The organism is Kitasatospora setae KM-6054, from assembly GCF_000269985.1.
GTDB lineage: Bacteria > Actinomycetota > Actinomycetes > Streptomycetales > Streptomycetaceae > Kitasatospora > Kitasatospora setae.
Genome location: NC_016109.1, coordinates 1,528,687 through 1,551,077, shown reverse-complemented (window position 1 = coordinate 1,551,077; position 22,391 = coordinate 1,528,687). Strand labels below are relative to the sequence as shown.

Below are 22,391 nucleotides of genomic sequence, written 5' to 3'. Positions count from 1 at the left end.
CTGGTGCCGTTCTCCCGCCCCGCTGTGACGTTTCTTCAAACGGGGGAGCCGACCGGAGGTCAGCCCGCGTCCTCCTCGCGGACGGCGCGGCGCGCGTCCGGGTTCAGCACGCCCCAGCTGATCAGCTGCTCGGTGAGGATCGAGGGGGACTGGTCGTAGATGACGGCCAGCGTGCGCAGGTCGTCCTGGCGGATCGAGAGCACCTTGCCGTTGTAGTCGCCGCGCTGCGACTGGATGGTCGCGGCGTAGCGCTGCAGCGGGCCGGCCTTCTCGGACGGGACCTGGGTCAGCCGCTCCAGGTCGAGGACCAGGCGCGGCGGCGGCTCGGCGGCGCCGCCCGGGGTGCCGCCGGGCAGCAGCTCCTGCACCGGGACGCCGTAGAACTCGGCCAGCTCGGCCAGGCGCTGCACGGTGACCGCGCGGTCGCCGCGCTCGTAGGAGCCGACGACCACAGCCTTCCAGCGACCCTGGGACTTCTCCTCGACGCCGTGCAGGGAGAGCCCCTGCTGAGTGCGGATCGCCCGGAGCTTGGCTCCGAGCTGCTTCGCGTAGTCGCTGGACAATGGATCTCCCCGGACGAGATTGCTTCGCGTGATTGCTTCGCGTGCGCTGAAAAGTGAGTCACCGAAGGGTCTCTGCGGAGCACCTTCGTAACTCACTGTGAGGTTACGTAGAGTGAGGGTTGCGCGTCAAGCCGAATGGGGCACTCGTGCGAACGGGCTCCGGGCGGGCCGCGATCAGCACACTGCTACCATGGGCGATGCCTCGACCGCGGTCGGGCCCCGGCTCCGGTCGGGAAATTCTCCAGACATCCTTTAAGGCCCGTCCCGTGAGGCGGGGAAGGAGGTCTGCTTCGGCATGACCACACCCAGTTCGAACCCGCGCGCCCCGCACCAGGTGCTGGACGCCACCGACATCGCCCGGGTCATCACCCGGATCGCCCACGAGATCGTGGAACGCGCCAAGGGCGCGGAGGACGTGGTGCTGCTCGGCATCCACACCCGCGGCGTCCACCTGGCCCGCCGGCTGCAGGCACGGCTGTCGCAGATCACCGGCTGGGACATCCCGTTCGGGACGCTCGACATCACCATGTACCGGGACGACCTGCGGCTGAAGCCGGCCAGGGCCCTGGAGCACACCGAGGTCCCCGCCGGGGGCATCGACGGCAAGCTGGTCGTCCTGGTCGACGACGTGCTGTTCTCCGGCCGGACCATCCGGGCCGCGCTGGACGCGCTCAGCGACATCGGCCGCCCGCGGGCCGTCCGGCTCGCCGTGCTGGTCGACCGCGGCCACCGGGAGCTGCCGATCCGCGCCGACTACGTGGGCAAGAACCTGCCCACCTCGCTGCGCGAGGCCGTCCAGGTCAGGCTGGTCGAACAGGACGGGCTGGACGCCGTCCTGCTGGGAGACCGCGACTACGCCGCCCGGTCCTCCCAGGCCCTGGCCGCCGACCCCGAACTCCCGGAGTAGAGCCGCGTGAAGTGCCACCCCGTCTCCACCGAAGCCCAGGAGGCCGCCCAGTGACCACCTACCTGATCCGCAACGCCCAGCTCCTCGGCGGCGCCCCCCAGGACATCCACATCGTCGACGGCGCCTTCGCCGCGATCGGCGAGAACCTGGACGTCCAGGCCGACATCGACATCGACGCGCACGGCCTGGTCGCCCTGCCCGGCTTGGTCGACCTGCACACCCACCTGCGCGAGCCCGGCCGGGAGGACGCCGAGACCGTCCTCACCGGCACCCGGGCCGCCGCGATGGGCGGCTACACCGCCGTGCACGCGATGGCCAACACCTTCCCGGTCGCCGACAGCGCCGACGTGGTCGAGCGGGTCTGGCGGCTGGGCCGCGAGTCCGGCTACTGCGACGTGCGGCCGGTCGGCGCCGTCACCGTCGGCCTGGAGGGCAAGGAACTCGCCGAGCTCGGCGCGATGCACGACTCCGCCGCCGGCGTCCGGGTCTTCTCCGACGACGGCAAGTGCGTCGACGACCCGGTGCTGATGCGCCGCGCGCTGGAGTGGGTGAAGACCTTCGACGGCGTCGTCGCCCAGCACGCCCAGGAGCCCCGGCTGACCGCCGGCGCCCAGATGAACGAGGGCGCGGTCTCCGGCGAGCTCGGCCTGGCGGGCTGGCCCGCCGTCGCCGAGGAGTCGATCATCGCCCGGGACGTGCTGCTCGCCTCGCACGCCGGCGCCCGGGTGCACATCTGCCACCTCTCCACCGCCGGCTCGGTCGAGATCGTCCGCTGGGCCAAGAGCAAGGGCTGGGACGTCACCGCCGAGGTCACCCCGCACCACCTGCTGCTCACCGACGAGCTGGTCCGCACCGACGACGCGGTCTACAAGGTCAACCCCCCGCTGCGCACCGCCGAGGACGTCGAGGCGCTGCGCCGGGCGCTGGCCGACGGCACCATCGACGCCGTCGCCACCGACCACGCCCCGCACCCCGAGGCCGACAAGGACTGCGCCTGGGCGGTCGCCGCGATGGGCATGGTCGGCCTGGAGACCGCGCTGTCGGTCGTCCAGCAGACCATGGTCGACACCGGCCTGCTGAACTGGGAGGGCGTCGCGGACCGGATGTCGCACCGCCCGGCCCGGATCGGCCGGCTCGCCGGGCACGGACGGCCGATCTCGGTCGGCGAGCCCGCCAACCTGGTGCTGTTCGATCCCGCGTACCGTGGAGTCGTGAACCCCGACACCTTCGCGACCCGCTCCCGCAACAGCCCGTACAAGGGGATGGACCTGCCCGGACGGGTGCACGCGACCTTCCTGCGCGGCGAGGCCACGGTGCTCGCCGGAGAGCTGGTCGAGCGCTGATGCCGCTCGCCACCGAGAAGGGCCAGGTCACCGACTGGCCCGGCTACATCGGCGCGACGGTCGGCCTGCTGGTCGTGATCGCGCTGGTGTACTGGCTGATGCGGCAGGGCTGGAACTGGCGGCGCACGCTCCAGTCCGACCTGCCCGAACCGCCCGCGGCGCCGGCCGAGACCGGCCCGGCGCTGCTGACGGCGCCCGGCCGCTACCACGGCTCCACCACCGCCGGGAACTGGCTGGACCGGGTCGTCGCGCACGGCCTGGGCACCCGCAGCCTCGCCGAACTGACCCTCACCGAGCGGGGCCTGCTGGCCCGCCGCCCCGGCGAGGACGACCTGTGGATCCCGGCCGCGGCGCTCACCGGCGCCCGCACCGACTCCGGCATCGCCGGCAAGGTCGTGCCCAGCGGCCTGCTGGTGGTCGGCTGGACGCTGGACGGCCGCGCGCTGGAGAGCGGCTTCCGCCTGGACGCCGCCGCCGGGCACGACGACTGGGTCGAGGCCGTCGAGGCACTAGTGACACGTACGAAGACGATGATGAAGACGGAAGAGGCCGCCACATGACCGCACCTGCCCCCACCACGCAGCGCACCAGGCGCGTGCCTGCCGTGCTCGTCCTGGAGGACGGCCGGACCTTCCGCGGCCAGGCCTACGGCGCGGTCGGCGAGACCTTCGGCGAGGCGGTCTTCAACACCGGCATGTCCGGCTACCAGGAGACCCTGACCGACCCGTCCTACCACCGCCAGGTGGTCGTGATGACCGCCCCGCAGATCGGCAACACCGGCTGGAACGACGAGGACGACGAGTCGCAGCAGATCTGGGTGTCCGGCTACGTCGTCCGCGACCCCTCCCGGGTCGCCTCCAACTGGCGGGCGAAGCGCTCGCTGGACGAGGAGCTGGAGCGCCAGGGCGTCGTCGGCATCAGCGGCATCGACACCCGCGCGCTCACCCGCCACCTGCGCGAGCGCGGCGCGATGCGGGTCGGCATCTTCTCCGGCCCGGCGCTCGCCGAGCAGGCCGAGCTGCTGGCCAAGGTGCAGCAGGCCCCGGAGATGAAGGGCGCCGACCTGTGCGCCGAGGTCGCCACCAAGGAGACCTACGTCGTCCCCGCGATCGGCGAGAAGAAGTTCACCGTCGCCGCCGTCGACCTGGGCATCAAGGGCATGACCCCGCAGCGGATGGCCGAGCGCGGCATCGAGGTGCACGTGCTGCCCGCGAACTCCACCGTCGAGGACGTCTACGCCGTCCAGCCCGACGGCGTGTTCTTCTCCAACGGCCCCGGCGACCCGGCCACCGCCGACCACCAGGTCGAGGTGCTGCGCGGGGTGCTGGCCAAGAAGACCCCGTTCTTCGGCATCTGCTTCGGCAACCAGATCCTCGGCCGGGCCCTCGGCTTCGGCACCTACAAGCTCAAGTACGGCCACCGCGGCATCAACCAGCCGGTGCAGGACCGCACCACCGGCAAGGTCGAGGTGACCGCCCACAACCACGGCTTCGCCGTGAACGCGCCGCTGGACAAGGTGAGCGACACCCCCTTCGGGCGGGTCGAGGTCTCCCACGTCTGCCTCAACGACGACGTGGTCGAGGGCCTCCAGGCGCTCGACATCCCCGCCTTCAGCGTGCAGTACCACCCCGAAGCGGCAGCCGGCCCGCACGACGCCGCCTACCTCTTCGACCGCTTCGTGAGCCTTATGGAGGGCCAGCGTGCCTAAGCGCACCGACATCAAGTCCGTTCTGGTCATCGGCTCCGGCCCGATCGTCATCGGCCAGGCGGCGGAGTTCGACTACTCGGGCACGCAGGCCTGCCGGGTGCTCAAGGCCGAGGGCCTGCGGGTCATCCTGGTCAACTCCAACCCGGCGACCATCATGACCGACCCGGAGATCGCCGACGCCACCTACGTCGAGCCGATCACCCCCGAGTTCGTCGAGAAGATCATCGCCAAGGAGCGCCCCGACGCGCTGCTGCCGACCCTCGGCGGCCAGACCGCGCTGAACACCGCGATCTCGCTGCACAAGGCCGGCACGCTGGAGAAGTACGACGTCGAGCTGATCGGCGCCGACGTCGAGGCGATCAACAAGGGCGAGGACCGCGAGCTCTTCAAGGGCGTCGTCGAGGCCGTCAACGCCAAGATCGGCCACGGCGAGTCCGCCCGCTCGGTGATCTGCCACTCGATGGACGACGTGCTGGCCGGTGTGGAGACCCTCGGCGGCTACCCCGTCGTCGTGCGCCCGTCCTTCACCATGGGCGGCGCCGGCTCCGGCTTCGCCCACGACGAGGAGGACCTGCGCCGGATCGCCGGCCAGGGCCTGGCCCTCTCGCCGACCACCGAGGTGCTCCTGGAGGAGTCCATCCTCGGCTGGAAGGAGTACGAGCTGGAGCTGATGCGCGACAAGAACGACAACGTCGTGGTGGTCTGCTCCATCGAGAACTTCGACCCGATGGGCGTGCACACCGGTGACTCGATCACCGTCGCCCCGGCGATGACCCTCACCGACCGCGAGTACCAGATCCTGCGCGACATCGGCATCGCCGTGATCCGCGAGGTCGGCGTCGACACCGGCGGCTGCAACATCCAGTTCGCGGTCGACCCGGTCGACGGCCGGGTCATCGTCATCGAGATGAACCCGCGCGTCTCGCGCTCCTCCGCGCTGGCCTCCAAGGCGACCGGCTTCCCGATCGCCAAGATCGCCGCGAAGCTCGCCGTCGGCTACACGCTGGACGAGATCCCCAACGACATCACCGAGCAGACCCCGGCCTCCTTCGAGCCGACCCTCGACTACGTCGTCGTCAAGGTGCCGCGCTTCGCGTTCGAGAAGTTCCCGTCCGCCGACGCCACGCTGACCACCACCATGAAGTCGGTCGGCGAGGCCATGGCGATGGGCCGCAACTTCCCCGAGGCGCTGAACAAGGCGCTGCGCTCGCTGGAGAAGAAGGGCTCGCAGTTCACCTGGGTCGGCGACCCGGGCGAGAAGGCCGAGCTGCTGGCCAAGGCCGTCGTCCCGACCGACGGCCGGATCAACACCGTCATGCAGGCGATCCGGGCCGGCGCCACCCCCGAGGAGGTGTTCGACGCGACCCGGATCGACCCGTGGTTCGTCGACCAGCTCTTCCTGATCAACGAGATCGCCGTCGAGCTCGCCGAGGGCGACAAGCTCGACCCCGAGCTGCTGCGCCACGCCAAGCGGCACGGCTTCTCCGACCAGCAGATCGGCGAGATCCGCGGCCTGAAGGCCGACGTGGTCCGCGAGGTCCGGCACGCGCTCGGCATCCGCCCGGTGTTCAAGACCGTCGACACCTGCGCCGCCGAGTTCGCCGCCAAGACCCCGTACTTCTACTCGTCCTACGACGAGGAGAGCGAGGTCGCCCCGCGCACCAAGCCCGCCGTGATCATCCTGGGCTCCGGCCCGAACCGGATCGGCCAGGGCATCGAGTTCGACTACTCCTGCGTGCACGCCTCCTTCGCGCTCGCCGACGCCGGGTACGAGACCGTCATGGTCAACTGCAACCCGGAGACCGTCTCCACCGACTACGACACCTCCGACCGGCTCTACTTCGAGCCGCTCACCCTGGAGGACGTGCTGGAGATCGTCCACGCCGAGCAGCAGGCCGGACCGCTGGCCGGCGTCATCGTCCAGCTCGGCGGCCAGACCCCGCTCGGCCTGGCCCAGGCGCTCAAGGACAACGGCGTGCCGGTCGTCGGCACCTCGCCCGAGGCGATCCACCTCGCCGAGGAGCGCGGCGCGTTCGGCCGCGTCCTGCGCGACGCCGGCCTGCCCGCGCCCAAGCACGGCACCGCGTTCTCCTTCGAGGAGGCCAAGGCGATCGCCGACGAGATCGGCTACCCCGTGCTGGCCCGCCCGTCCTACGTGCTCGGCGGCCGCGGCATGGAGATCGTCTACGACGAGCCCTCGCTCGCCTCCTATCTGGAGCGGCACGCCGGCCTGATCTCCGAGCACCCCGTGCTGATCGACCGCTTCCTCGACGACGCCGTCGAGATCGACGTCGACGCCCTCTACGACGGCGAGGAGCTGTACCTCGGCGGCGTCATGGAGCACATCGAGGAAGCCGGCATCCACTCCGGTGACTCCGCCTGCGCGCTGCCCCCGATCACCCTCGGCGGGTACGACATCAAGCGGCTGCGCTCGGCCACCGAGGGCATCGCCAAGGGCGTCGGCGTGCGCGGCCTGATCAACATCCAGTTCGCGCTGTCCGGCGACATCCTGTACGTGCTGGAGGCCAACCCGCGCGCCTCCCGCACCGTGCCGTTCACCTCCAAGGCCACCGCCGTCCCGCTGGCCAAGGCCGCCGCCCGGATCTCGCTCGGCGCCACCATCGCCGAACTGCGCGCCGAGGGCCTGCTGCCGCGCGAGGGCGACGGCGGCACCCTGCCCGCCGACGCGCCGATCTCCGTCAAGGAGGCCGTGATGCCGTGGTCGCGCTTCCGCGACGTGCACGGCCGCGGCGTCGACACCGTGCTCGGCCCGGAGATGCGCTCCACCGGCGAGGTCATGGGCATCGACCGGGTCTTCGGCACCGCCTACGCCAAGTCCCAGACCGGCGCGTACGGCGCCCTGCCCACCAAGGGCAAGGTGTTCGTCTCGGTCGCCAACCGCGACAAGCGCAACCTGGTCTTCCCGGCCCGCGCGCTGGTCGAGCTCGGCTTCGAACTGCTCGCCACCACCGGCACCGCCGAGGTGCTGCAGCGCGGCGGCATCCCCGCCACCGTGGTGCGCAAGCACTCCGACGGCGAGGGCCCGGACGGCGAGAAGACCATCGTCCAGCTCATCCACGAGGGCGGGGTCGACCTGATCATCAACACCCCGTACGGCACCGGCGGCCGCCTCGACGGCTACGAGATCCGCACCGCCGCGGTCTCCCGGGGCGTCCCCTGCCTGACCACCGTCCAGGCGATGGGCGCGGCCGTGCAGGGCATCGCCGAGCTGCGGCGCGGCGACGTCGGCGTGATGTCGCTGCAGGAGCACGCGGCGCTGATCAACTCCGGCCGCAACTAGGCCCTGTCCGGTCGATCTTGCCGGGCGCGCGACGCCGGATCATCCCGGCTGGAAGCACCGGCCCCACACCCAAGTACATCCAGTACGAGGGCGTGGGGCCGGCACTCCCAGCCGGGCGCCCGACGCCGCGCGCTGATCCGACAAGATCGACCGGACAGGACCAGGTCGAAACCGTGGGGGGCACGCCGGTCCGGTCACCGGCTGCCCCCCACGTCCATGTCCCGGCTCGGCTCGGCTCTCGGAGGTTCACCCCGCGATGTACAAGCTCCTGTTCAACCTGGTCTTCAAGAAGATGGACCCGGAGAAGGCCCACCACCTGGCGTTCTTCTGGATCCGGCTGGCCCACTCGGTGCCCGGCCTGCGCTCCCTGGTGCGGGCCCTGCTCGCCCCCCGCGACCCCCGGCTGCGCACCGCCGCGCTCGGCCTCGACCTGCCCGGGCCGTTCGGCCTCGGCGCGGGCTTCGACAAGAACGGCATCGGGATCGACGGCCTCTCCATGCTCGGCTTCGACTTCGTCGAGATCGGCACCGTCACCGGCGAACCGCAGCCCGGCAACCCCGCCCCCCGGCTGTTCCGCCTGGTCGAGGACCGCGCCCTGATCAACCGGATGGGCTTCAACAACCAGGGCGCCGCCCGGGTCGCCACCCGCCTCTCCACCCGCCCGCACACCACCAGCACCCCGGTGATCGGCGTCAACATCGGCAAGACCAAGGTCGTCCCGGAGGACGAGGCGACCGCCGACTACCTGAAGAGCGCGAAGGCGCTCGCGCCGTACGCCGACTACCTGGTCGTCAACGTCTCCTCGCCGAACACCCCCGGACTGCGCAACCTGCAGGCCGTCCAGGTGCTCGGCCCGCTGCTCTGGGACGTCCGCAAGGCCGCCGACGAGGTCACCAACCACCACGTCCCGCTGCTGGTCAAGATCGCCCCCGACCTCGCCGACGAGGACATCGACGAGATCGCCGACATGGCCCTCCACCTCGGCCTCGACGGCATCATCGCCACCAACACCACCATCGGCCGGGACGGGCTGCGCACCCCCGCCGCCCGGATCGAGGAGATCGGCATGGGCGGCCTCTCCGGCGCCCCGCTCAAGGCCCGCGCGCTGGAGGTCCTCGAACGGCTGCGCAAGCGCACCGACGGCCGGCTCGCCATCATCTCGGTCGGCGGCATCGAGACCGCCGAGGACGCCTGGCAGCGGATCCTGGCCGGCGCCGACCTCGTCCAGGGCTACTCCGCGTTCATCTACGAGGGGCCGTTCTGGATGCGCAAGGTGCACAAGGGCCTGTCGGCCCGGCTGCGCGCGGCCGGGTACGCGAACATCGGCGAAGCGGTGGGCAAGGGCAACCGCTAGGCCCCGGACGCCCGGCGGGGCGCCCCGCCGACGAGGAACACGACGAACACGACGGAAGACGGCAGATGACTGACACCACCCCCTTCGGCACCCGCCTGCGCACCGCCCTCGACACCCGGGGCCAGCTCTGCGTCGGCATCGACCCGCACGGCTCGCTGCTCACCGCGTGGGGCCTGAACGACGACCTGGCCGGCCTGGAGACGTTCTCCCGCACGGTGGTCGAGGCGCTGGCCGACCGGGTCGCCGTGCTGAAGCCGCAGGCCGCGTTCTTCGAGCGCTTCGGCAGCCGCGGCATCGCGGTGCTGGAGCGCTCGGTGGCGGAGGCCCGGGAGGCCGGGGCGCTGGTGCTGATGGACGCCAAGCGCGGCGACATCGGCTCGACCATGGCCGCGTACGCGGAGACCTTCCTGGCGCCGGACAGCCCGCTGTTCTCGGACGCGCTGACCGTCAGCCCGTACCTGGGCTTCGGCTCGCTGCAGCCGGCCGTCGACCTGGCGCACGCCAACGGCTGCGGCCTGTTCGCGCTGGCGCTGACCTCGAACCCGGAGGGGCACGAGGTGCAGCGCGCGGTCGGCGCGGACGGGCAGAGCGTCGCGCAGGCGGTGCTGCGGCGGCTGGCGGCGGAGAACGCGGGCGCCGAGCCGCTCGGGTCGTTCGGCGCGGTGGTCGGCGCGACGCTCGCCGACGCGGGCGTCGACCTGGCGATCAACGGCCCGCTGCTGGCGCCCGGAGTGGGCGCGCAGGGTGCCACCGCGGCCGACCTGCCGCGCGTCTTCGGCGACCAAGTCCGCAACGTCGTCCCCTCGGTGAGCCGTGACGTGCTCAAGCACGGGCCGTCGGTGCAGGCCCTCCGGCAGGCCGCGCAGGTGTTCGTCGACGATGTGAGGGCCGTCACAAACTGATGGGTACGGGGTTGCCAACTCGGTTGATTTGACCGGAAAACTCCCAGCTCGGCACCGGCTGACCTGGACTTTTCGTGTTCTTTTCCTGACGCGGCGGCCCAAGTTGGGTAGTGTCCGGCGGTAGGACGCCAGTTGGCGGTGGTCACGGCCACCTCCGCAGGTCAGAGCCTGTGGCGTCCGGGCACCACCCAGTCATGGCTCATCCCTTCCATCCACACCTGAGGTGAACGGCGTGGCTCTTCCGCCCCTTACTCCCGAACAGCGCACCGCCGCGCTCGCCAAGGCCGCCGAGGCTCGCCGGAAGCGCGCTGACGTCAAGAACCGGCTGAAGCACTCGGGCGCCTCGCTGCACGACGTCATCAAGGCCGGCAAGTCCGATGACGAGGTCATCGGCAAGATGAAGGTCTCCGCTCTGCTGGAGTCCCTGCCGGGCGTCGGCAAGGTGCGCGCCAAGCAGATCATGGAGCGCCTGGGCATCTCCGAGAGCCGTCGCGTGCGCGGCCTCGGTACGAACCAGATCGCTTCCCTGGAGCGGGAGTTCGGCGGCGCCGCCTCCTGAACGGAGGCCGGTGTCAGCGGAACGTCCGCGATCCGGGATAATCGGTACATGAGTGAGCGTCCGCGGCTGACCGTGCTCTCCGGCCCCTCCGGGGTCGGCAAGAGCACGGTCGTCGCTCATATGAGGAAGCAGTTCCCCGAGGTCTGGCTGTCGGTGTCGGCGACGACCCGGCACCCGCGCCCCGGTGAGCGCGACGGTGTGCAGTACCACTTCGTCGACCACGAGCAGTTCGACAAGCTGGTGGCCAACGGCGAGCTGCTGGAGTGGGCGGTCTTCGCCGGGAACCGGTACGGCACGCCGCGGCAGGCGGTGCTGGACAAGCTCGACAAGGGCGAGCCGGTGCTGCTGGAGATCGACCTCCAGGGCGCCCGGCAGGTCAAGGAGTCGATGCCGGAGGCCCAGCTGGTCTTCCTGGCACCGCCGAGCTGGGAGGAGCTGGTGCGCCGGCTCACCGGCCGGGGCACCGAGTCGCAGGACGTCATCGACGAGCGGCTGGCGGCGGCGAAGGTCGAGCTGGCGGCCGAGGCGGAGTTCGACACGACGCTGGTCAACACCTCCGTCGAGCAGGTGGCGGCCGAACTGCTAGCCTTGCTCGGTGTAGCCTGACCTGATCGGCTGCACCCAGCCGGTCCGGGATCTGGGTCCTGCGACACAGGTCCTGACAAAACCACTTCGGAAGGTTCAGCGTGTCCTCTTCGATGACCGCGCCCGAGGGCATCATCAACCCGCCGATCGACGAGCTGCTCGAGGCCACCGACTCCAAGTACAGCCTGGTGATCTACGCGGCCAAGCGCGCCCGCCAGATCAACGCGTACTACTCGCAGCTGGGCGAGGGCCTGCTGGAGTACGTCGGCCCGCTGGTCGACACCCACGTGCACGAGAAGCCGCTGTCGATCGCGCTGCGCGAGATCAACGCCGGCCTGCTCACCGCCGAGGCGGTCGAGGGCGTCTGAGCCCCGAGAGCCACCGCAGGGCCCGTTCCGACGCCGCAGGGCGGCCGGGGCGGGCCCTGCGCCGTTCGCGGGATCCGGGGGTGCGGGAGCCCGCGCGGTGTGCCCGGTGACACGTCGCGACGCCTCGCTGAGGGGTCGTAAGGTGGGCGCGAGTCCGTCGCAAGCGCCGTGGTGAAGGAGAGCCGACCGTCATGAACGCGTCCCGTGTGGTCCTCGGGGTGAGCGGCGGGATCGCCGCGTACAAAGCCTGTGAGCTGCTGCGGAGGTTCAGCGAGTCCGGGCACGAGGTGACGGTGGTGCCGACCGCGGCGGCGCTGCACTTCGTCGGCGAGGCGACCTGGGCGGCGCTCTCCGGGCGGCCGGCGGCGACCGAGACCTGGGAGCGGGTGCACGAGGTCCCGCACGTGCGGATCGGGCAGCAGGCGGACCTGGTGGTGGTCGCCCCGGCCACCGCAGACCTGCTGGCGAAGGCCGCCCACGGGATGGCGGACGACCTGCTGACCAACACGCTGCTGACGGCGCGCTGTCCGGTGGTGTTCGCGCCCGCGATGCACACCGAGATGTGGGAGCACCCGGCCACCCAGGAGAACGTGGCCACGCTGCGGCGGCGCGGCGCGATCGTGATCGAGCCCGCGGTGGGCCGGCTCACCGGTGTCGACACCGGCAAGGGCCGGCTGCCCGACCCGGGCGAGATCTTCGCGCTCTGCCGCCGGGTGCTCCAGCGCGGCGCGCTGGAGCGGGACCTGGCGGGCCGGCACGTGGTGGTCTCGGCGGGCGGCACCCGCGAGCCGCTCGACCCGGTGCGCTTCCTCGGCAACCGCTCCTCCGGCAAGCAGGGCTACGCGCTGGCCGCCACCGCCGCGGCCCGCGGCGCCCGGGTCACCCTGGTCGCCGCCAACACCGAGCTGCCCGCCCCGGCCGGGGTCGACGTCGTCCGGGCCGGCACCGCGCGGCAGCTGCGCGAGGCGGTGCTGCGGGCCGCCGAGGACGCCGACGCGGTGGTGATGGCCGCCGCCGTCGCCGACTTCCGCCCCGCCGAGTACGCCAGCGGCAAGATCAAGAAGGTCGACGGGATCGAGCCCGCGCCGATCGCGCTGGTCCGCAACCCCGACATCCTGGCCGAGGTCGCGGCCGACCGGGCCCACGACGGGCAGCTGGTGGTCGGCTTCGCCGCCGAGACCGACGACGTGCTGGCCAACGGCCGGGCCAAGCTCGCCCGCAAGGGCTGTGACCTGCTGGTGGTCAACGAGGTCGGCGACGGCAAGGCGTTCGGCCAGGACACCAACAGCGCCGTCCTGCTCGGCGCGGACGGCACCGAGGTCCACATCGCGGACGGTCCGAAGGACATCCTGGCGGACGCGATCTGGGACCAGGTGGTCGCCCGACTGCCCCGCCACAGCGCCGAGACGGAGCACTGAGCGGGACAACAGCCCTGCTCACTCGGCCAGTTGGCGCCCCCTGCGGCGGACCGCCCGGTGATCACCCGCGCTGAGCGGCGGCGATCCGGGCGGTGTGATTCGCGTCGCGGACACGACGGACCTCGCAGGGGAGCCCCCGCGATCGGTAGCCGACCGTTACACTCCACACCAGGAATCAAGTCTTTCCGGATGCCTCGGGACTTCCGAGCGCATTCAGTCAGCAGCCGCTGCAACCCCAGGGAGCGCTGTGTCTCGCCGCCTGTTCACCTCGGAGTCCGTGACCGAGGGACACCCCGACAAGATCGCTGACCAGATCAGCGACACCATCCTGGACGCCCTCCTGAAGGACGACCCGACCTCCCGGGTCGCCGTGGAGACCCTGATCACCACCGGCCTGGTGCACATCGCCGGCGAGGTCACCACCAAGGCGTACGCGCCGATCGCCCAGCTCGTCCGCGAGAAGATCCTGGAGATCGGCTACGACTCGTCCAAGAAGGGCTTCGACGGCGCCTCCTGCGGCGTCTCGGTCTCGATCGGCGCGCAGTCCCCGGACATCGCGCAGGGCGTGGACACCGCCCACGAGCACCGCGTCGAGGGCGACGACGACGAGCTGGACCGGCAGGGCGCGGGCGACCAGGGCCTGATGTTCGGCTACGCGTGCGACGACACCCCCGAGCTGATGCCGCTGCCGATCACGCTGGCGCACCGGCTCTCCCGCCGGCTGACCGAGGTCCGCAAGAACGGGACCATCCCGTACCTGCGCCCCGACGGCAAGACCCAGGTCACCATCGAGTACGACGGCGACCGCGCCGTGCGGCTGGACACCGTGGTGGTCTCCTCGCAGCACGCCTCGGACATCGACCTGGACTCGCTGCTGACCCCCGACATCCGGGAGTTCGTGGTCGAGCCGGAGCTCAAGGCGCTGGCCGAGCAGGGCATCAAGCTGGTCACCGAGGGCTACCGGCTGCTGGTCAACCCGACCGGGCGCTTCGAGATCGGCGGCCCGATGGGCGACGCCGGCCTCACCGGCCGCAAGATCATCATCGACACCTACGGCGGCATGGCCCGCCACGGCGGCGGCGCGTTCTCCGGCAAGGACCCGTCCAAGGTCGACCGCTCCGCCGCGTACGCGATGCGCTGGGTCGCCAAGAACATCGTCGCGGCCGGCCTGGCCACCCGCGCCGAGGTCCAGGTCGCGTACGCGATCGGCAAGGCCGAGCCGGTCGGCCTGTTCGTCGAGACCTTCGGCACCGAGACCGCGCCCGTCCTGAAGATCCAGGAAGCCGTCACCCGGGTCTTCGACCTCCGCCCGGCCGCGATCATCCGCGACCTCGACCTGCTGCGGCCGATCTACGCCCAGACCGCCGCGTACGGCCACTTCGGCCGCGAGCTGCCGGACTTCACCTGGGAGCGCACCGACCGCGCCGAGGCGCTGAAGGCCGCTGTCGCGGGCTGAGTCCGCTGCTGTTCCGGGAGCCGTCCGCCGGGGAGTCACCTCCCCGGCGGACGGCTCCGTCGTGCTGCCGGGGTCGCCGGGGTTGTCGGCGGGGTCCGCTAGGTTGGGGGGCGTGAGCAGCGCGGACGGCACCGGGGAGCAGTTGGCGTTCATCCGGGAGACGGTGCGCCGGGCGAAGCCGCGGGCCGCGCGCGGCGTCGTGCTCGCCGAACGGCAGCCGGTGGCCCGGGTGCTGGTCGACAAGGGCGTGCTGAGCCTCGACCAGTACTTCGACTACGCGGTGCCGGAGGCGATGTCCGCCGACGCCCGCCCGGGCGTCCGGGTCCGGGTGCGGTTCGGCGGGCGGGTCGGCGCGCACGGGCGGCGCGAGGGCGGCACGCTGCACGACGGGTTCATCGTCGAACGGCGGGACGACTCCGACTACGCCGGCCCGCTGGCCCCGCTGGCCCGGGTGCTCTCCCCCGAACAGGTGCTCACCTCCCGGCTGCTGCGGCTCTGCCGGGCCGTCGCCGACCGCTACGCCGGGACGCTCGCGGACGTGCTGCAACTCGCCGTCCCGCCCCGGCACGCCGGCGCCGAGAGCGAGCCCTCGCCGCGCCCGCTGCCGCCGCCCCCGGCCCCCGCGCCCGGCAGCTGGCAGCGGTACGCGCACGGCCCCGAGTTCCTCGCCTCGCTGGCCGGCGGGCACGCGCCGCGCGCGGTCTGGACGGCGCTGCCCGGGCCCGAATGGCCCGCCGAGATCGCCCGGGCCGTCGCCGCCGCCCTCGCCGCCGGGCGCGGCGCGCTGGTCGTGCTGCCCGACGGGCGGGCCGTCGCCCGGGTCGACGCGGCGCTGCGCGACCTGCTCGGCGAGGGCCGGCACGCCGTGCTGGCCGCCGAGGCGGGCCCGCAGGAGCGCTACCGGCGCTGGCTCGCGGTCAGCCGCGGCTCGGTGCGCGCCGCGATCGGCACCCGGGCGGCGGTGTTCGCCCCGGTCCGCGACCTCGGCCTGCTGGTGGTCTGGTCGGACGGCGACAGCAGCCACGGCGACCCCAACGCCCCCTACCCGCACGTCCGCGAGGTGGCGCTGCTGCGGGCCGCCGAGGAGGGCGCCGCGATGCTGCTGGGCGGTGTCTCGATGACGGTCGAGGCCGCGCAACTGCTGCGCTCCGGCTGGGCCCGCCCGCTGGCGGCCGACCGCGAGACCGTCCGGCTGACCGCGCCCCGGGTGCGCACCGTCACCGAGTACGACCAGGCGCGGGACGGCGCCGCGCAGGCCGCCCGGCTGCCCTCGGTCGCCTGGGAGACCGCCCGGGAGGCGCTCACCCGCGGCCCGGTGCTGATCCAGGTCCCGCGCAGGGGCTACGCGCCCCGGCTGGCCTGCGCGCGCTGCCGGGAGACCGCCCGCTGCCGGGCCTGCGGCGGCCCGCTGGAGTCGCCCGCGGCGGACAGCGCGCTGCGCTGCGCCTGGTGCGGCACCGAGGAGCACGACTGGCACTGCGTCGAGTGCGGCTCGTTCCGGCTGCGGGCCGCGGTCGTCGGCGTGCGGCGGACCGCGGAGGAACTCGGCAAGGCGTTCCCGCGCGTCCCCGTCCGCACCTCCGGGCGGGACGCCGTGCTCGCGACCGTGCCCGGCACGCCCGCGCTGGTGCTCGCCACGCCCGGCGCCGAACCCGTCGCCGACGGCCCCGGCTACGCGGCCGCGCTGCTGCTGGACGGCTGGGCCCTGCTCAACCGGCCCGACCTGCGGGCCGGCGAGGAGACCGTGCGGCGCTGGCTGACCGCCGCCGCGCTGGTCCGCCCGGCGGGCGACGGCGGCACGGTCGTGGTCGTCGCGGAGGCGGCGGCCCGGCCCGTCCAGGCACTGGTGCGGTGGGACCCGGCCGGGCACGCCGGGACGGAACTCGACGAGCGGGAGGAACTGCGCTTCCCGCCGGTCTCCCGGATGGCCTCGGTCACCGGCTCGGCGCGGGCGGTCGCCGACCTGCTGGGGCTGCTGCGGCTGCCGGCGGGGGCGGACGTGCTGGGGCCGGTGCCGGTGCCGGTCTTCGGGGGCGGCGGGGGCGGCGGGGGCGGTCTCCCGGGGGCGGGCGGGCCCGGGGGGGCGCGGGAGGACGGGCTGGAGCGTGCGCTGGTGCGGGTCGCGCCGGGGCAGGGGGCCGCGCTGGCGTCCGCGCTGAAGGCGGCGCAGATCGCGCGGCTGGCGTTGCGGGGGGCGGAGACGGTGCGGATCCGGGTCGATCCGACGGACATCGGCTGAGGCGCGGGCGGTCGGGCGCGGAGGGCGGGTGGGGCCTCAGTTGGCGAAGCCGCCCTTGGGCTGGATGATCTCCAGGTTGGTGCCGTCCGGGTCGTTGAAGTAGGCGACCTTGGTGCCGAGGGCGGCGTCCGGGGTGACCTCGCCCGGGAGGAAGGTGTAGGCGTCGCCGAGGAAGTCGTACCCGGCGTCCCGCATCCGGCGGTGGACGGCGTCCAGGTCGGAGACGGAGATGCCGACGTGCGCGGCGCGGGTCAGGTTCATCGGGGTGTCGGTCGCGGTCATGGGATCGGTTCCTCTCGTACGCGGGGCGGGGGTACGGGTGTGGGGGCGGCGTGCGGAATCGATTCTGCTTGGGGCCGGGGAGCGCGCGAGCGGCCGGATCCGTCCGGGGCGGTGAGGGGCCTCGGTGCGGAGCCGACCGCTCGGGGCGGGACTAGCGGGTGCGCTGGGGCATCAGCGGGCTGGCCTGGCGGGCCTGCGGGATCGGGGGGCGGCCGACGACGGGGACGATCGGCGCGGCGGGCGCGGGGGCGGGCGGGGGCGCGGGGGCCTCGGTCTCGCGCGGGGAGGGCAGCAGCTCGCCGGTGGGGCGGCGCATGCCGTAGCGGCGGTGGACGGCCTGCTTGGTGACGCCGAGCGCGGAGCCGACCGAGTCCCAGGAGAAGCCCAGGGCGCGGTCGAACTCGACGGCGGCGGCGACCAGGGTCTCGACGCTCTCGCGCAGCTCCTGGGCGAGGCGGACGGTCGGGGCGGGCGCGCGGCCGTAGACCACGAAGCCGGCGGAGGTGCTGGGGCGGCGGGGGCGGTAGACGTTGCCCAGTTGGGCGGTGAGCGTGCGCAGGGCGTCGACCTGGCGGCGGACCCGCTCGATGTCCCGCACCAGCAGGTGCAGGGACGCCCGGGCCCTGGCGTCGTGGTTGATCTGCTCGGCCATGGCCTCGTTGCCACCTCTCGGTCGGGTCGCGTGCTCGGGGCGCTCGCGCGTCCCGGTCAATTCGCATTGACCAACGCACGTCGGGTCGTTGGGTCACGCGTGGAGTACGACTCGGGATATGCCAGTGGCCGCTCCGGCCCGGTCGCGGGGATTGCATAGACTTCTCGGGGCAGCCCGTTTCCGTGTCGTCCGGCGTGCTGCGGCGGGCCGGTCCCGCGGGCGGTCCCGTGGGCGGTCGCGGGTGGTCGTCGTCAGTCGTCGTCGGTGCAGAGGGAGTCGCAGTCTTGGCAGTTCAGCCGATCCGGATCTTCGGTGACCCGGTGCTGCGGGCGACCGCGAAGCCGGTGACCGTCTTCGACAAGGAGCTGCGGAAGCTGGTGAAGGACCTCACCGACACCATGCTGGAGGCTCCCGGAGCCGGGTTGGCCGCGCCGCAACTGGGCGTCTCGCTGCGGGTGTTCACGTACAACGTGGACGGGGTGGTGGGCCACCTGATCAACCCCGACCTGTCGCTCACCGAGGAGGAGCAGGACGGCCCCGAGGGCTGCCTGTCGCTGCCCGGCCTGCGGTTCGACACCAGGCGGGCGTACGGCGTGGTGGCCAAGGGCGTCAACATGCACGGGGAGCCGGTGGAGGTGGAGGGCACCCAGCTGCTGGCGCGCTGCATCCAGCACGAGACCGACCACCTGGACGGGATCATCTTCATCGACCGGCTGGACCGGGAGACCCGGAAGGCCGCGATGAAGGCGATCCGGGAGGCGGAGTGGGGCGGCGGCCCCGCGCCGACGGTGCGGATCTCGCCGCATTCGACCTTCGGTCCGATTCGCTGACGCTCCGGTGCGGCGGGTGGTCGGCGGGTTCGCCGATCATCCGTTGGTCATTTTGGGAAAAGGTGATGGTCGGACGGTGCGGTGGTCGGACCGGGTGATCGTCCGACTGTCATCTTCCGACAATCCGATGGTCCGACCGCTCGATTCCAGTGCAGTACCAGTTGTCAGCTCCAGCCCCACTGAAAGGCCGTGCTCCGTGCGTCTCGTCTTCGCCGGTACCCCCGAGGTCGCCGTTCCCGCCCTGGACGCCCTGCTGGCCTCCCGGCACGAGGTGGTCGCCGTGGTGACCCGCCCCGACGCGCCGGCCGGGCGCGGCCGCAAGCTGGTGGCCAGCCCGGTCGCGCAGCGCGCCGAGGAGGCGGGCATCGAGGTGCTCAAGCCCGTCCGCCCCGGCGAGCCGGAGTTCATGGCCCGGCTGGCCGAGATCGCCCCCGACTGCTGCCCCGTGGTGGCGTACGGCGCGCTGATCCGGCCCGGCGCGCTGGAGATCCCGGTGCACGGCTGGGTCAACCTGCACTTCTCGCTGCTGCCCGCGTGGCGCGGCGCCGCGCCCGTCCAGCACGCGCTGATGGCGGGCGACGAGGTCACCGGCGCGTCCACCTTCCGGATCGAGGAGGGCCTGGACTCCGGGCCGGTGTACGGCGTGCTGACCGAGACCGTCAAGCCCGCCGACACCAGCGGCGACCTGCTCGGCCGGCTCGCGCACGCGGGCGCCGACCTGCTGGTGCGCACCATGGACGCGATCGAGGACGGGCAGGCCCGCCCCGAGCCGCAGCCGCTCGCCGGGGTGTCGCTGGCGCCCAAGCTGACCGTCGAGGACGCCCGGATCGAGTGGACCCACCCCGCGCTGCGGGTCGACCGGGTGGTGCGCGGCTGCGCGCCCGCGCCCGGCGCGTGGACCACGTTCCGCGGCGAGCGGCTCAAGGTGACCGGCCCCGTCCGCCTGCTGCCGGGCGAGACCGCGCTGGCGCCGGGCGAGTTGGCGGTCGCGAAGAACAGCGTCCGGGTCGGCACCGGCAGCCACGAGGTGGAGCTCGGCGAGGTCCGCCCGCAGGGCAAGAAGGCGATGCCGGCCGCGGACTGGGCGCGCGGCGCGCGGATCGAGTCCGGGGAGCGCTTCGAGGGCTGAGGCCGCCCGGGCCGCTGCGGAGCGGGTGCTGCGGAGAAGGTGCTGCGGCGGGTTCGGCCTAGACTTGGGGGAGACCCTCGTCGGGTCGGACCTGATCCGCAGCACCTTTTGTTTCGAGGCATTCGTTTTGAGCACCCCCGCCGGCGCGAAGCGCGCCCCCCGTCCGCACCGCCGTCCGAAGAAGGACCCCGCCCGGATCGTCGCGTTCCGCGCGCTGCGGGCCGTCGACGAGCGCGACGCGTACGCCAACCTGATCCTGCCGTCGCTGCTCCGCGAGGCCGAGCGCAAGGGCATGGAGCGGCGCGACGCCGCGCTCGCCACCGAGCTGGTGTACGGCACGCTGCGCGGCCAGGGCACCTACGACGCGGTCATCGCGGCCTGCGTGGACCGCCCGCTGCGCGAGGTCGACCCGCCGGTGCTGGACGTGCTCTCGCTGGGCGCGCACCAGCTGCTCGGCACCCGGATCCCCAGCCACGCCGCGGTGTCCGCCACCGTCGAGCTGGCCCGGGTGGTGCTCGGCGACGGCCGCGCCAAGTTCGTCAACGCCGTGCTGCGCAAGATCAGCGCGCAGGACCTGGCGGGCTGGGTCGCCCAGGTCGCCCCGCCGTACGAGGACGACGCCGAGGACCACCTGGCCGTCGTCCACTCGCACCCGCGCTGGGTGGTCTCCTCGCTGTGGGACGCGCTCGGCCGCTGGCAGCCCGCCGCGAGCGGGCGGCAAGCGATGGAGCAGCTGCTGGAGGCCGACAACGCCCGCCCCGAGGTGACCCTGGTGGCCCGCCCCGGCCGCTCCTCGGTCGCCGAACTGCGCGCCGCGCTGCCCGAGGTCGAGGACGGCCGCTGGTCGCCGTACGCGCTGCGGCTCACCGACGGCGGCGACCCCGCCGGGGTGGACGCGGTGCGGGAGAACCGGGCCGGCGTGCAGGACGAGGGCAGCCAGCTGGTCGCGCTCGCCCTCGCCAACGCGCCGCTGGACGGCCCCGACCGGCTCTGGCTGGACGGCTGCGCGGGCCCCGGCGGCAAGGCCGCGCTGCTCGGCGCGGTCGCCGCGGCGCGCGGCGCGGCGCTGGTCGCCTCCGAGAAGCAGCAGCACCGCGCCCGCCTGGTCGCCCGCGCGCTGGACGGCAACCCCGGCCCGTACGCCGTGATCACCGCCGACGGGACGCGCGGCGCCTGGGAGCGGGGCGCGTTCGACCGGGTGCTGGTCGACGTGCCGTGCTCGGGCCTGGGCGCGCTGCGCCGCCGGCCCGAGGCGCGGTGGCGCCGGCGCCCCGAGGACATCGCCGGATTCGGGCCGCTGCAGCGGGAGTTGCTGCGTTCGGCGCTGGACGCGGCGCGGGTCGGCGGGGTGGTCGGCTACGCGACCTGCTCGCCGCACCTGGCGGAGACCCGGGCCGTGGTCGACGACGTGCTGCGCGGCCGGGAGGACGTCGAGTGGATCGACGCCCGCCCGCTGCTGCCCGGCGTCCCCGACCTCGGCGAGGGCCCGGACGTCCAGCTCTGGCCGCACCTGCACGGGACGGACGCGATGTACCTGGCGCTGCTGCGGCGGACCGCCTGACGGTAAACTCCCTTCCCTGGCAAGGGAATCGGGGGAGCCGTGTCGGAGGACCCGGAGTTCGCGGTGCTGATCGCCTCGGTCGGCGAGCGGCGGATCGCGGTGTACCAGGAGCTGCGGAGAGCGGTTTCCTGGAGCCTGTGGGGGGCGAGCCGGGCGTTGGCCGAGCTGCCGCTGGAGCTGCCGTCGACCTGGCAGTTCCCCGAGGCCCGGCGGCTGGTGGCCGCCCTGCGGGCGGCCGGGGCGACGGCGGGCCTGCGGTGCGGCTGGTGCGCGCGGGCGGTGGATCCCGAGGTGCCGGCGGATCCGGGGCCGTGCCGGGAGCAGACGGGGTTCTACGGGGATCCGTGCCGCGCCTCGGCCTGACGGTGCGTCAGTCCGCCGTCAGGAGCGCGGTGATGAGGCGTTGCAGGCCGCGTTCGAAGGCGGCGTCCGGGTCGGGCGGGGCGCCGCTCTCGGCGAGGGTGGCGGTGAGGTTCGGGTAGCGGCCGGTGGCGGTGGCGGTCTGCAGGTAGCGGACCAGGTCGGTCAGCCAGCGGGCGCCGGCCTGCGCGGAGCGCTGCTGCCAGTCGGTGAACTGGCAGACGTACCCCGTCAGTTGGGAGAACGCCTCCATCTTGGCGGTGCCGCCGAGCGGAGTGCCGGCCAGCGTGGCCAGGTGGAACTCGGTGACCCGCAGGCCGTTCGGACCGAGGCTCGGGCGGTGCGTGATCAGCGTGGTGGCCCAGCCGTGCCTGGTCAGGATCCCCCGCAACTGCCGGGCCAGCATGGTGAGATCGGCCCGCGGGTCGCCGCTGGGCTCGGCCGGCAGGTCGTACTCCTCGGCCAGCAGGTCGACCAACAGGTCGAACAGGTGCTCCTTCTTCGGCACGTAGTTGTACAACGACATGGTGCCGGCGCCGAGTTCGGCCGCGACCCTGCGCATGGTGACCGCGTCCAGCCCCTCGCGGTCGGCGAGGCCGAGTGCGGCCCGCGCGATCGACGTGCGGCTGTGCGCCGGCCTCGGCCCGCGGCCGGAGTACTCCGGGCGCAGCCAGATCAGCTCGGGTTCCTCGCCGGACGACATTTCGCTTGATCACCTCGGGGGCCAGTCTAGGCGCTGCGGGGGAGGGCGGCTCGGGGCGTGCGGGGTGGTCCGGGTGTGCGAGGTGTTCCGGCTGTTCCGGGTGTTCCGGTTGTGCTGGGCTTCTTGGTCGCGCTTTTCTGCGTACGGCGTACCTAGTATGGTGGCGTTACT

At 73.1% G+C, this 22,391-nt stretch carries 21 protein-coding genes; 17 read left to right on the top strand and 4 right to left on the bottom strand.

Features of this window, described 5'->3' with window-relative positions; translation table 11 throughout:
- Positions 1-59: 59 nt before the first annotated feature.
- Positions 60-563: a transcriptional regulator BldD gene (bldD, locus tag KSE_RS06760; protein WP_014134541.1), complete on the bottom strand. Its 504-nt coding sequence runs from the start codon at positions 561-563 to the stop codon at positions 60-62.
- A 295-nt stretch (positions 564-858) separates the two neighbouring features.
- Between bldD and pyrR the strand changes: the two genes are divergently transcribed.
- The 13 genes from pyrR (at position 859) to KSE_RS06695 (ending at position 16,703) form a co-directional block, all read left to right on the top strand.
- The gene (gene pyrR / locus KSE_RS06755) at positions 859-1,470 is read left to right on the top strand and encodes a bifunctional pyr operon transcriptional regulator/uracil phosphoribosyltransferase PyrR (RefSeq protein WP_014134540.1); all 612 of its coding nucleotides are present in this window, start codon (positions 859-861) and stop codon (positions 1,468-1,470) included.
- A 50-nt stretch (positions 1,471-1,520) separates the two neighbouring features.
- Complete coding sequence (locus KSE_RS06750; RefSeq protein ID WP_014134539.1) at positions 1,521-2,813, top strand: dihydroorotase; 1,293 nt, start codon at positions 1,521-1,523, stop codon at positions 2,811-2,813.
- Positions 2,813-3,373 carry a PH-like domain-containing protein gene (locus KSE_RS06745; RefSeq protein ID WP_014134538.1) on the top strand — a complete coding sequence of 187 codons (561 nt, stop codon included), beginning with the start codon at positions 2,813-2,815 and terminating at the stop codon, positions 3,371-3,373. The genes KSE_RS06750 and KSE_RS06745 overlap by 1 nt, the downstream gene beginning before the upstream one ends.
- On the top strand, positions 3,370-4,521 hold the full coding sequence (gene carA / locus KSE_RS06740; RefSeq protein ID WP_014134537.1) for a glutamine-hydrolyzing carbamoyl-phosphate synthase small subunit: 1,152 nt from the start codon (positions 3,370-3,372) through the stop codon (positions 4,519-4,521). Before KSE_RS06745 ends, carA begins: the two co-directional genes overlap by 4 nt.
- Positions 4,514-7,822, top strand: coding sequence for a carbamoyl-phosphate synthase large subunit (gene carB / locus KSE_RS06735; protein ID WP_014134536.1), 3,309 nt, complete (start codon positions 4,514-4,516; stop codon positions 7,820-7,822). Before carA ends, carB begins: the two co-directional genes overlap by 8 nt.
- Before the next feature lie 256 nt (positions 7,823-8,078).
- Positions 8,079-9,176 carry a quinone-dependent dihydroorotate dehydrogenase gene (locus KSE_RS06730; protein WP_014134535.1) on the top strand — a complete coding sequence of 366 codons (1,098 nt, stop codon included), beginning with the start codon at positions 8,079-8,081 and terminating at the stop codon, positions 9,174-9,176.
- Between the two features lie 65 nt (positions 9,177-9,241).
- Positions 9,242-10,078, top strand: coding sequence for an orotidine-5'-phosphate decarboxylase (gene pyrF, locus KSE_RS06725; protein WP_014134534.1), 837 nt, complete (start codon positions 9,242-9,244; stop codon positions 10,076-10,078).
- A 232-nt stretch (positions 10,079-10,310) separates the two neighbouring features.
- On the top strand, positions 10,311-10,637 hold the full coding sequence (mihF, locus tag KSE_RS06720) for an integration host factor, actinobacterial type (protein WP_030459182.1): 327 nt from the start codon (positions 10,311-10,313) through the stop codon (positions 10,635-10,637).
- A gap of 48 nt (positions 10,638-10,685) precedes the next feature.
- Entirely contained in the window at positions 10,686-11,243 is a 558-nt protein-coding gene (gene gmk, locus KSE_RS06715) for a guanylate kinase (RefSeq protein WP_014134532.1), read from the top strand.
- Between the two features lie 80 nt (positions 11,244-11,323).
- Positions 11,324-11,590, top strand: a complete 267-nt coding sequence (rpoZ, locus tag KSE_RS06710) for a DNA-directed RNA polymerase subunit omega (protein ID WP_033258145.1) — start codon at positions 11,324-11,326, stop codon at positions 11,588-11,590.
- A gap of 191 nt (positions 11,591-11,781) precedes the next feature.
- The gene (coaBC, locus tag KSE_RS06705; RefSeq protein ID WP_014134530.1) at positions 11,782-13,008 is read left to right on the top strand and encodes a bifunctional phosphopantothenoylcysteine decarboxylase/phosphopantothenate--cysteine ligase CoaBC; all 1,227 of its coding nucleotides are present in this window, start codon (positions 11,782-11,784) and stop codon (positions 13,006-13,008) included.
- A gap of 247 nt (positions 13,009-13,255) precedes the next feature.
- Positions 13,256-14,464, top strand: coding sequence for a methionine adenosyltransferase (gene metK / locus KSE_RS06700; RefSeq protein ID WP_014134529.1), 1,209 nt, complete (start codon positions 13,256-13,258; stop codon positions 14,462-14,464).
- Positions 14,465-14,528: 64 nt separating this feature from the next.
- Entirely contained in the window at positions 14,529-16,703 is a 2,175-nt protein-coding gene (locus KSE_RS06695; RefSeq protein ID WP_407927467.1) for a primosomal protein N', read from the top strand.
- 36 nt (positions 16,704-16,739) lie between these two features.
- Here the strand turns inward: KSE_RS06695 and KSE_RS43790 are convergent, their stop codons facing one another.
- Entirely contained in the window at positions 16,740-16,985 is a 246-nt protein-coding gene (locus tag KSE_RS43790; protein ID WP_014134527.1) for a VOC family protein, read from the bottom strand.
- A 151-nt stretch (positions 16,986-17,136) separates the two neighbouring features.
- Positions 17,137-17,637, bottom strand: a complete 501-nt coding sequence (locus KSE_RS06685) for a hypothetical protein (protein WP_014134526.1) — start codon at positions 17,635-17,637, stop codon at positions 17,137-17,139.
- Between the two features lie 284 nt (positions 17,638-17,921).
- On the opposite strand from KSE_RS06685, the gene def reads away from it, so the two are divergent.
- The 4 genes from def (at position 17,922) to KSE_RS06665 (ending at position 21,520) form a co-directional block, all read left to right on the top strand.
- Positions 17,922-18,467, top strand: a complete 546-nt coding sequence (gene def, locus KSE_RS06680) for a peptide deformylase (RefSeq protein ID WP_014134525.1) — start codon at positions 17,922-17,924, stop codon at positions 18,465-18,467.
- 196 nt (positions 18,468-18,663) lie between these two features.
- A complete protein-coding gene (gene fmt / locus KSE_RS06675; protein ID WP_014134524.1) occupies positions 18,664-19,596 on the top strand; it encodes a methionyl-tRNA formyltransferase in 933 nt (310 codons plus the stop codon).
- Between the two features lie 127 nt (positions 19,597-19,723).
- The gene (locus KSE_RS06670; protein ID WP_014134523.1) at positions 19,724-21,157 is read left to right on the top strand and encodes an RsmB/NOP family class I SAM-dependent RNA methyltransferase; all 1,434 of its coding nucleotides are present in this window, start codon (positions 19,724-19,726) and stop codon (positions 21,155-21,157) included.
- Between the two features lie 39 nt (positions 21,158-21,196).
- On the top strand, positions 21,197-21,520 hold the full coding sequence (locus tag KSE_RS06665) for a hypothetical protein (protein WP_014134522.1): 324 nt from the start codon (positions 21,197-21,199) through the stop codon (positions 21,518-21,520).
- Positions 21,521-21,527: 7 nt separating this feature from the next.
- Here KSE_RS06665 and KSE_RS06660 read toward each other — a convergent pair whose 3' ends face one another.
- Positions 21,528-22,220, bottom strand: a complete 693-nt coding sequence (locus tag KSE_RS06660; RefSeq protein ID WP_014134521.1) for a TetR/AcrR family transcriptional regulator — start codon at positions 22,218-22,220, stop codon at positions 21,528-21,530.
- Positions 22,221-22,391 lie beyond the last annotated feature (171 nt).

Excerpts from the sequence above, each read along its gene's own strand:
- pyrR (WP_014134540.1), top strand. The coding sequence starts at position 859 with ATGACCACACCCAGTTCGAACCCGCGCGCCCCGCACCAGGTGCTGGAC.
- KSE_RS06745 (WP_014134538.1), top strand. The coding sequence starts at position 2,813 with ATGCCGCTCGCCACCGAGAAGGGCCAGGTCACCGACTGGCCCGGCTAC.
- carA (WP_014134537.1), top strand. The coding sequence starts at position 3,370 with ATGACCGCACCTGCCCCCACCACGCAGCGCACCAGGCGCGTGCCTGCC.
- KSE_RS06730 (WP_014134535.1), top strand. The coding sequence starts at position 8,079 with ATGTACAAGCTCCTGTTCAACCTGGTCTTCAAGAAGATGGACCCGGAG.
- pyrF (WP_014134534.1), top strand. The coding sequence starts at position 9,242 with ATGACTGACACCACCCCCTTCGGCACCCGCCTGCGCACCGCCCTCGAC.
- gmk (WP_014134532.1), top strand. The coding sequence starts at position 10,686 with ATGAGTGAGCGTCCGCGGCTGACCGTGCTCTCCGGCCCCTCCGGGGTC.
- coaBC (WP_014134530.1), top strand. The coding sequence starts at position 11,782 with ATGAACGCGTCCCGTGTGGTCCTCGGGGTGAGCGGCGGGATCGCCGCG.
- KSE_RS43790 (WP_014134527.1), bottom strand. The coding sequence starts at position 16,985 with ATGACCGCGACCGACACCCCGATGAACCTGACCCGCGCCGCGCACGTC.
- KSE_RS06685 (WP_014134526.1), bottom strand. The coding sequence starts at position 17,637 with ATGGCCGAGCAGATCAACCACGACGCCAGGGCCCGGGCGTCCCTGCAC.
- KSE_RS06660 (WP_014134521.1), bottom strand. The coding sequence starts at position 22,220 with ATGTCGTCCGGCGAGGAACCCGAGCTGATCTGGCTGCGCCCGGAGTAC.